This window comes from Rhizobium leguminosarum (assembly GCF_019798305.1).
GTDB classification, from domain to species: domain Bacteria; phylum Pseudomonadota; class Alphaproteobacteria; order Rhizobiales; family Rhizobiaceae; genus Rhizobium; species Rhizobium leguminosarum_U.
In genome coordinates this window covers 1-7,932 of sequence record NZ_JAAXDD010000038.1, presented here as the reverse complement: position 1 = coordinate 7,932, position 7,932 = coordinate 1, and the positions used below count along the sequence as shown (strand labels likewise).

Genomic DNA, 7,932 nt, shown 5'->3' with positions numbered 1-7,932 from the left:
GGCGGCGGCGCGATCGAGGGCCGCATCGTTTGCTATCGGCAGTTCGCGCTTGTGCGGCGCAATCAGCGCTACCTCCTCGCATTTTTCGGCCGCGATATCTTCCGGAAGTTCAATATACACCGGCCCCTTCTTTCCCTCCTGGGCGATGCGGAATGCTTCACTGACCGTTGGCGGGATCATCTCCGGCGACGCGATCTGCATTGCGAACTTGGTCAGGGGCTTCATCGTCGCGACGGCGTCGACCCTCTGAAAACCCGCCTGGGGGCGGTTCTTGATCGCCTTCTGGCCGGCGATCAGCACCAGCGGCATCCCGTTGAGCTGGGCATAGCCAGCGCCGTTGCAGAAGTTGAGCATGCCGGGGCCGAGCGTCGCCAGGCAGACGGCGGGCTTGCCAGTCAGGCGGGCATAGTTCGCGGCCATGTAGATGGCTCCCTGTTCGTGTCGGGTCGGCACGAACTTGATCTTCTTCGACTTGCGCAGCGACTCGAGGAAGTCGAGGGTTTCCTCGCCGGGGATGCCGAATATGCAATCTACGCCCTCGTTCTCAAGCGCCCGCACAAGAATGTCAGACCCCTTGATCACGGTTAGCCCGCCATTAGAGCTGGGCGAGTTCTTTCCCTGCTTTTCTTTGGTCATGCCGATCATCTTTCAATTGCTGCTGTGAATTCCTTGGTCGTCGCGCTGCCGCCGAGACCGCCGGTCCTGACATTGTCGATGCTCAGCACCTTGTCGGCCGCGTTGCGGTTGGAGTTCGCCTTCTCGCCTTCCCCGGGGTGGAGCATGAGGCACGTTGCGAGGCACAGCGGTGGGATTGGCGAGACCAACCGCTCAATGTGTGGAGCATATAACTCCGAAAGCGTATAAATTATCTCCACGACGGATTTCTTTCCATATGATGTCTGCAGGTCGTCACCTCATAGATAACACGCCTAGACGAGTCAACAGAAAAAATAAGGCCTAGCCCGCTCCATCGACGAAGCGGCCTTCGTCACCTCATTGAGTTTCGTGGATTGTACGGGGCGTATCGGGGCAAACTTCCTCAGCTCCGCGGTCCGGCGTGAACTAGTGTCGGACGGGGATGAACACCGACGACGCCTTATCGGACTGCAAAAGGCAGCTAGGCACGAGGCCGTTCGACGCATAACTGCGGCTGGCGGAATTCTGTGACAAGCCCCATCAACTTGCCTGCCGCAAGTTAACCTGCTCCCGGCCTTGACCGGAGAGCTCGACGACATAGCCGTCGCCTACACCGCCATTAGCTGACGCGCCGAAGCTGATCGCCGTTGTGCAGGTGCCTGCCGAATACCCCCAAAGAGTTACGCCGCAGCCGGCCGGCCTTCTGCGCCAACGCAAGCTTATCGTCCCCTAAAGCGAAATAATCGAGGCCGTCGGGAGGTAGCCTTCCGCAATCAGGGTGTTGGCCACGGCCGCGAGCTGACAGGCCCGGCGGCGAAGCGCCTCCTCCTCGGTCAGACGTTGGTTTTCCTAAGGATGGACCAGTGCGTAGCCGAACACGGCAAATCGACTGAGTGCATGGGAGCAGCTCCCGCGGAGTTGACGCAGGACTGCACCGTCCGATTTGGAAGACCGTAGATCAAGTCAAAATCGATGCGGTTTACCCGTGGCGGCGCAGTTGTAGACCAAAGTCGCCGTCAGCTCCTCACCTTGCATTCGATTGATTGCTTTTTGAACATCGGGATCGAAACTCTGTACGCCGATGCTCGGTTCACTCCGGCCGCCAGTGGCGAGTTGAGTTGTTGCCGCGGCAAATACGCAGGCTGTTGACTAAAGAAGGCCGCCGCCATAAGAACCCCGACGGATCAATGTCGTCATGCGTTACAAATGGCGTCACGGAGAGATATATGCCGCAATATGAGAGCGACCATCTTGAAAAGGAGTCGGCGTCGGAGTGCGATCGTCGCCATGTCGCCGATCCGGGGACCGGCTTTTACGGCGGATCGGATTGGGCAGCCCGGCCAGTTGGAAGTAGCACATCCCGATCGTTTCGGACCCGCCCACACGCCGCAGCCGAAACGGCTGCGGGATCAACCACAGTTACGCATCGTTTGAGAGATCGAAGATCCCGGGGAGCCACGTTGATCAGTCACATTTCTTTTGACGTCTGGAACACTCTCGTAACAGCGAACCCAGGTCATGCGCCGATGAGGACCAAGTTTCTCGCCACCTGTTTTGATAGAGAAGAAGCAGTTGTGAGGAATGCATACGCGGAGGTCAAGAAGTGGGTTAACCAACACGCGATCGAGACGGGGTACGCCCCATCCGTGTCCGAAAATATTCGTCTGCTTATGATGCGTTGTAATGTTCAAAAAGATCCAGGCTTAATCGCAAAGGCGTGTGAGCACGTTTTTGAGAATTGCAAACCAGTTGTTTTGGACACCACTGTGGGGTTCGTCCATTCGCTGGCAGAAGACGGGTACACGCTATCAATTGGTAGCAACTCAAGTTTTATTAGCGGCACTACGATGCACAACTTTCTTGAGAGCACCTTTGGATGTGTATTTCGGTTCGGAATTTATTCCGACCTGCTTGGATATGCAAAGCCAAACGAGGCATTTTTCAACAAAATCATCGGGTCGTGCGGCGTTGCGGCCGACAACATCCTGCATGTGGGCGATGACGCCATCTGCGATCTGCAAGGTGCGCGCAGCGCTGGAATGCGCGGCGCCCTGGTGGGAAGATCTGAGGACATTCAAGAGGCTGTTTATGACGCAGTTTGAGGAGTTTGCGCTTCATGAATTTCAATCAAACGAGGATGCACCCTTTCGACCGGAGCAATATTCGCGTCTGAAGTTCGGTTGCGACGAGGCCGCTCGCGAGATGGGCCACCAGATTGCAGACGCCTTCTTCGAAAAACACGCATCCACAATACTGAACAGCCGCTGCCTGATGATTCCGTCGCCATTCAATTTCGTTCCGAATGCAGCAAATGTAATGACGATGCATTTGCTAGATCGCCTCAACAACCACATCGTTGATGCGAAAGGCAACCATGTGGAATATGCGACTGTCCCGCGAAAGATCAGTTACATGGACGATTATGGATTTCTTTCAGGAGAGGATCGCAAATCATTGATTGCTGGTGATAGGTTCTACTTCAACTCGCAACATTTCGAAGGTCGTTGTCTTCTGTTTATCGACGACGTGAAGATTACTGGCACTCACCAAAACAAGTTGGTCGAGCTCATGCACGAGCAGCAGTTAAAGAATAAAACATTTTTCCTGTATTTTGCTCGATACACGGGCGATCGTCCTAACATAGAATCCGAGCTAAATTTTGCCGCCGTTAAGTCAATCAAGGATCTAAACCGGATCGTGGTGGAGCCTAGTCATCACATGACCGCTCGGGCAATAAAATACATCCTCTCGGCAGATCCAGATGAACTGTATAACGATTTCCTGAGGTTCAGAAGCTACCGATATCTTGAGACTCTTTATTTCAATTGTCTAAATGAAGGATACTACAAAATACAGAAATATCAGGCAAACATAGATATTATTCGCAATGTTGTTAATTTGATGAAAGAGCAAATACATGCTTCGCCTAGGTAGTGCAAGGAGTTAGACAACCTGTCTTTGTTCCATCGCGTTCGCGGCCCACAATACTTGCTTGGGGCCGCGACGGCTGCTCGAGGCGTTTCCTTTTTTGGTAAGTTTTATCGCACGATTGCGTAGATAATTTGGAAGCAATATGGTCTAGTCCATGCTCCATGGTGTCTCAGGCTTCCTGCAATCTAAGGGCAGAATTGGCGGCGTGGCGTGCCCCTCGCGAATTTCCAGCAGGGAAAATGCGCGCCGTCGAATTTTGAGCCACCTGTCGCGGACCATCGCCGATGCCCGACTTGGTACAGCTGCAAAAGAAATATAAGGCCGGCGGAGTTGAGATTGTCACAGTCGCGGCCGGGTTAGGCCAGTCACCCGATCCACGCGATCGAGTATGTCGGAAATAAGATTGGTTCGGCTGTAGCGGTGTTTGGGCCGGGATGCTCCCGGCTATGCAAGTAGGCATCGAGCTTTTCTGAGCATGTCATCGGGTGCGGTCATGTGTCAGGCCTCATCATTGCGGCATTACATGAACTGCGGGGCCGGTATAGCGATACGCGGATTAGGTCTAAACAAATTGCGAGCTTTTAGCTCGTTGCACGCTCCTGGTTATCGTATCCCAATCATGTCGGTCATAACCGGGCCGAGCGGCTCGCGGACGCTGTTTTCGACCTTGGGACGTCTGGCGCCATTCTCGTCGGTGGAATCTGCGACCCGGATCTCGATTTCCTCGAGACCGGTGGCAATCACCAAGCGGCGTGGCCGGCGTCGATGATATAACCATTTTCTCAAGAATGTCTGCTTCGTAGTCTCCGTCTCCGCCATGGCCTTGACCGCCTTCAAGAGCTCAACCGGTTCGTACAACATGAAGCGTAGGCGCTGCGTGGGCTCACTTGCTAAGTCCCCTGGATTAGGAGCTCGCCTTACCTGCAGTCCGCGAAGCCCTCGACACATACATCGGGGGACGGCCCCAAACCTTGGATAGTATGTCCATTACCTCGGCATTGGTGGAATTCAGCGTTTCCATCGCTTGCTCGTACGCCGACCGGCCTACCTCTCCCGCTGACAGCTCATACAACGACCGGTTTTTCATCCAAGCTTGCCGGATCGCGTCCGATTCCCAGACGGTCGCAGTCAACAGATCATCCCCCAGCCAGTCCCGCAGTAGTGCGACCGCCTCCTGCTGTGAGACGTCACGCGGATCGTGCCTTGTCACCAAATATTTGGTGAAATCATAATTCACCGACCTCCCAGCCTTTTCGATCAAAGAGACGAAATACGAGAAGCGGTGGAGGGACAGGGCCATTGACGCGATCTCAGGCCAGTGAGGGCGGACCGTCATCAGAACGCCGGTCGCTGCTTCATACGCACCCGCGGTCAGAAAGCTTCTTCCAAGTCCACAGTGGATAACGACAACGTCGTAGCCCTGCTCGACTTCCTTGAGCGCATCCACCATTCTGATGCTAGCGTCTGGGTGCCCCAAGTGCTCATTATGGAAGCGCTTCGTACTTTCCCGTTCGAATATTTCGAGCTCGAAAGTACCCGGCACAAGATAAAGACCATCAAAATGGGTTGATTGAATTACAGAGTGCATACTGACCCGATCGTCATCATAGCTTAAAGCGCCATACATGCTCGTAGGGCGGCCGGGACGAAGGATAGTCGGAAAATAATAGCCGAACATTTTCGACAATGAGCCCTTCGGATCGAGATCTATAGCAAGAACGCGGTATCCTTGAAGTGCAAGGCCCTGAGCCAGGTAGAACGATGTGGTGGTGCTTGCGAAGCCGGAGGCTACTGAGATGATCTGTAGTTTCTCACCCTCGCGCCTGCGCGGGCAAAACTTCAAAGCCTCTTTTGGACGGGCCGAAGCGAGATAAGCACGGAGTTCGTTAATCTGTCGAAGCGTATAAGAGCGCCGTCCTGCGGTCCCTAGCTCCGGTGTTGGCCCCAGCCCATCAATTGACAACTGGCGCAGATAACTGCCCGACACGCCGAGAATCTCGGCAACCTCGCCCAAGGAGAACGAGCGAAGGGTCCTGTCGTCTCGAAAATCAGGAGCTGCCCCCCGCTCCCTTAGGCGATCCCAGAGTTCGTTGGTACGGCGCTCGATGCGCTCCGAAGTGGTTTCCATTTGAGGTGGATTCTCAGAGCGCGGCATAAGTGACCTCGTGACGGAATTTCTTGTAGATGACGTGTTTATTCTGTCACGATTTACCACATTATCTGTGCCCGTCAACAGGCACTTTTCCGCGCCAGGAAGCTTACGGCTGCATACTTTCGTCAGGGAATTCTTATTCTCTATTCCTCTTAGGCGGAACAAGATTTTTTGGGCGACGATCTGCTCCGGGGTCCGGCTTGGGCTCGTGTTCGGCGGGACGAACAATCCTCCAGGCCGGGGGGCCTCCGCACAGGAACCACTCGACCCAGCGTGCCACGACCTTCGCCGTTAGCCCGTATGCCCCTGCTGGCCGCGGATCGTGCGGCCCCGCTTGTCCCAATGAGCCTAAGACGTGGACTCGCGAATTGAATCGATTGAGATTCTTGTCACAACATGACGATCGTTGCGGTGCGGCGGATGATCTCGAAGAGCACAACCCGTGCCTTCGATATCCGCGCCAGCCGCCTGAATTCAGAAGAGGTCCGGCGCAGAACATTGCGCCGCTCGCGCGCAAGATCAGATCTCGTCCTCCGCGAAACCAGCGCCGCTAGGTCCCTGCCGCCGCCGGGCGGTGCCGGACCGGGCGCCGATCACGAAGATAGACGGTCATGCGCATAACTTCATCGGCGGCCAACTTTCGTCGGTTCGCTTTGTCGGGCAGCGTCGTGGCGGGCCGGTGTTAGTCCCCGATTGCAAAGCGGGCAATTGACCAGATGAAATCCGTCTGCATGGCAACGGCGGCCTGGTCGAGCTTGCCGGGATTGGTCCAGAACCAATTCGGATCCGGCGCGCCATTCGGACTGCAGGAACCGGATGGATTGGGGCAGAGCGCCGGGATCGGCGGATCGACAAATCCTGCTGGCGTCGTCATTATTCCCTTTGCGTTGACGGCGGCACGCGCATGGCAGGTGATGCAGGACGAAGTGTCGGCGAATCCGGCCTCCGTTACCGAATTGCCAAGATGCGTCGGCAAGCCGGTCGCCGAGACGAAGTTGGTCTGGCTGCCCTTCAGGCAGTAATGTTCCCACACGGGTGAAAGGCCTGCAGAGCTCAGCATGGCTTTCAGTGGGTCGTTCTTTGCACAGTCGCTGTAGGGCCGATCAAGGGCCTCATTCGCCTCCACGTCGGCGACAACCGCACCATAAGCATCATGGCATCCGGTATAATCGCAACGGCCTGGATTGTTCTGGTGCTCGAACGTTGCCCAGGTCCAGTTGGGCAGCACCTTACTGATGATATGCATGGCGGTTAGCGCGTATTTCTTCCCGTCAGGTGCCTCGCTGACATAATAATCGGCGCTATCGACCTCGTCGGCGGGCACCCAATTTGCCTTGACTTCCATGGCGCCGACAGGAGCTGAGATCGGCCGGCCGGCATTATAGAAGGCTCGCAGACCGGCCTTGGTGAAGAGCTGGTTGCAAACGATGTAATCGAAAGTCGCCTGGTTGCGGCGAACTTCTTCGCTCCCGTCGGGCGACCCATGCGGGACGAGGCCCATCGCAGCCAACTGCTGGAGGGCTGGAAGACTCAGTATTTTTGGGCTGGCCAGGGGAGTGGCGATTTCCGCCGCTGCACCCGACTGTCCACAAGACGGGTCACCTTTGGCGCCCGGAAAAACCGGGTGCGGAGTGAATGTATCTTCGTTCGAAGCCCATGTTTCGAACAAAGCCTTGTTAGGTGTCGCCGCGACGGGGCCAGCGACATAAGCGAGGAAACGCCAAGACGCCTCGTCCGGCCTGTTGATTGCCAGGTTGGCATCGACCGACTGGGCGAAGCCGTCGAGGGGTATGGACGCCAACGTAAAAGCGGCACCCGTTGCAAATAATCTGGAAATCCAGTGCATCTTGTTCTCCAAGCAGTTTCATCAGTCTCCGAGCTTTTTCGGAGAGGATTTTGTATTCTACTGAGACGACATCCCGCCTCGAAGCGGAAAAGGCGACTGTATCGCCCGAACGGATGATCGTGACGGCTTCGGCGGGGGAGCAAATCTTGTTTGCTTACAGCTATCCCCTACCCGTCCCGTGGCTGGAGCCATTCAACTATGCGTTTGGTGAGTTTCCCCTGCGACTTGCTCGAAACAAATAGGCCGACATGCCCGCTCGGAAGCGGAATCTCCGTATAGTCGGTGCTGCCGATCTTGCCGCCGAGCGCCTTGGAGCAGGCCGGCGGAATGATATGATCGTTCAGCGCGAAGATGTTAAGCACGGGCA

Annotated in this window: 6 protein-coding genes and 1 pseudogene; 2 read left to right on the top strand and 5 right to left on the bottom strand. The window is 55.8% G+C overall.

Going from position 1 to position 7,932, the window contains the following annotated elements:
- Together HFO99_RS33155 and HFO99_RS33150 are read right to left on the bottom strand one after the other, a co-directional pair.
- The coding region (locus tag HFO99_RS33155) for a thiamine pyrophosphate-binding protein (RefSeq protein ID WP_315860511.1) at positions 1-582 on the bottom strand (582 nt) is incomplete at its 3' end.
- A 59-nt stretch (positions 583-641) separates the two neighbouring features.
- Positions 642-782: a hypothetical protein gene (locus HFO99_RS33150; protein ID WP_222365740.1), complete on the bottom strand. Its 141-nt coding sequence runs from the start codon at positions 780-782 to the stop codon at positions 642-644.
- A 1,314-nt stretch (positions 783-2,096) separates the two neighbouring features.
- Between HFO99_RS33150 and HFO99_RS33145 the strand changes: the two genes are divergently transcribed.
- Positions 2,097-2,738 carry an HAD family hydrolase gene (locus HFO99_RS33145; protein WP_222365739.1) on the top strand — a complete coding sequence of 214 codons (642 nt, stop codon included), beginning with the start codon at positions 2,097-2,099 and terminating at the stop codon, positions 2,736-2,738.
- Positions 2,725-3,570: a phosphoribosyltransferase family protein gene (locus HFO99_RS33140; RefSeq protein ID WP_222365738.1), complete on the top strand. Its 846-nt coding sequence runs from the start codon at positions 2,725-2,727 to the stop codon at positions 3,568-3,570. Before HFO99_RS33145 ends, HFO99_RS33140 begins: the two co-directional genes overlap by 14 nt.
- A gap of 901 nt (positions 3,571-4,471) precedes the next feature.
- On the opposite strand, the gene repA is transcribed toward HFO99_RS33140, so the two are convergent.
- From repA to HFO99_RS33125, 3 genes and pseudogenes are all read right to left on the bottom strand, one after another.
- On the bottom strand, positions 4,472-5,722 hold the full coding sequence (repA, locus tag HFO99_RS33135; protein WP_222365737.1) for a plasmid partitioning protein RepA: 1,251 nt from the start codon (positions 5,720-5,722) through the stop codon (positions 4,472-4,474).
- 679 nt (positions 5,723-6,401) lie between these two features.
- Complete coding sequence (locus HFO99_RS33765; RefSeq protein WP_261323449.1) at positions 6,402-7,565, bottom strand: hypothetical protein; 1,164 nt, start codon at positions 7,563-7,565, stop codon at positions 6,402-6,404.
- A gap of 167 nt (positions 7,566-7,732) precedes the next feature.
- A pseudogene (locus HFO99_RS33125) lies at positions 7,733-7,932 on the bottom strand (class III poly(R)-hydroxyalkanoic acid synthase subunit PhaC); the annotation flags it as partial.

Excerpts from the sequence above, each read along its gene's own strand:
- HFO99_RS33150 (WP_222365740.1), bottom strand. The coding sequence starts at position 782 with ATGCTCCACCCCGGGGAAGGCGAGAAGGCGAACTCCAACCGCAACGCG.
- HFO99_RS33140 (WP_222365738.1), top strand. The coding sequence starts at position 2,725 with ATGACGCAGTTTGAGGAGTTTGCGCTTCATGAATTTCAATCAAACGAG.
- repA (WP_222365737.1), bottom strand. The coding sequence starts at position 5,722 with ATGCCGCGCTCTGAGAATCCACCTCAAATGGAAACCACTTCGGAGCGC.
- HFO99_RS33765 (WP_261323449.1), bottom strand. The coding sequence starts at position 7,565 with ATGCACTGGATTTCCAGATTATTTGCAACGGGTGCCGCTTTTACGTTG.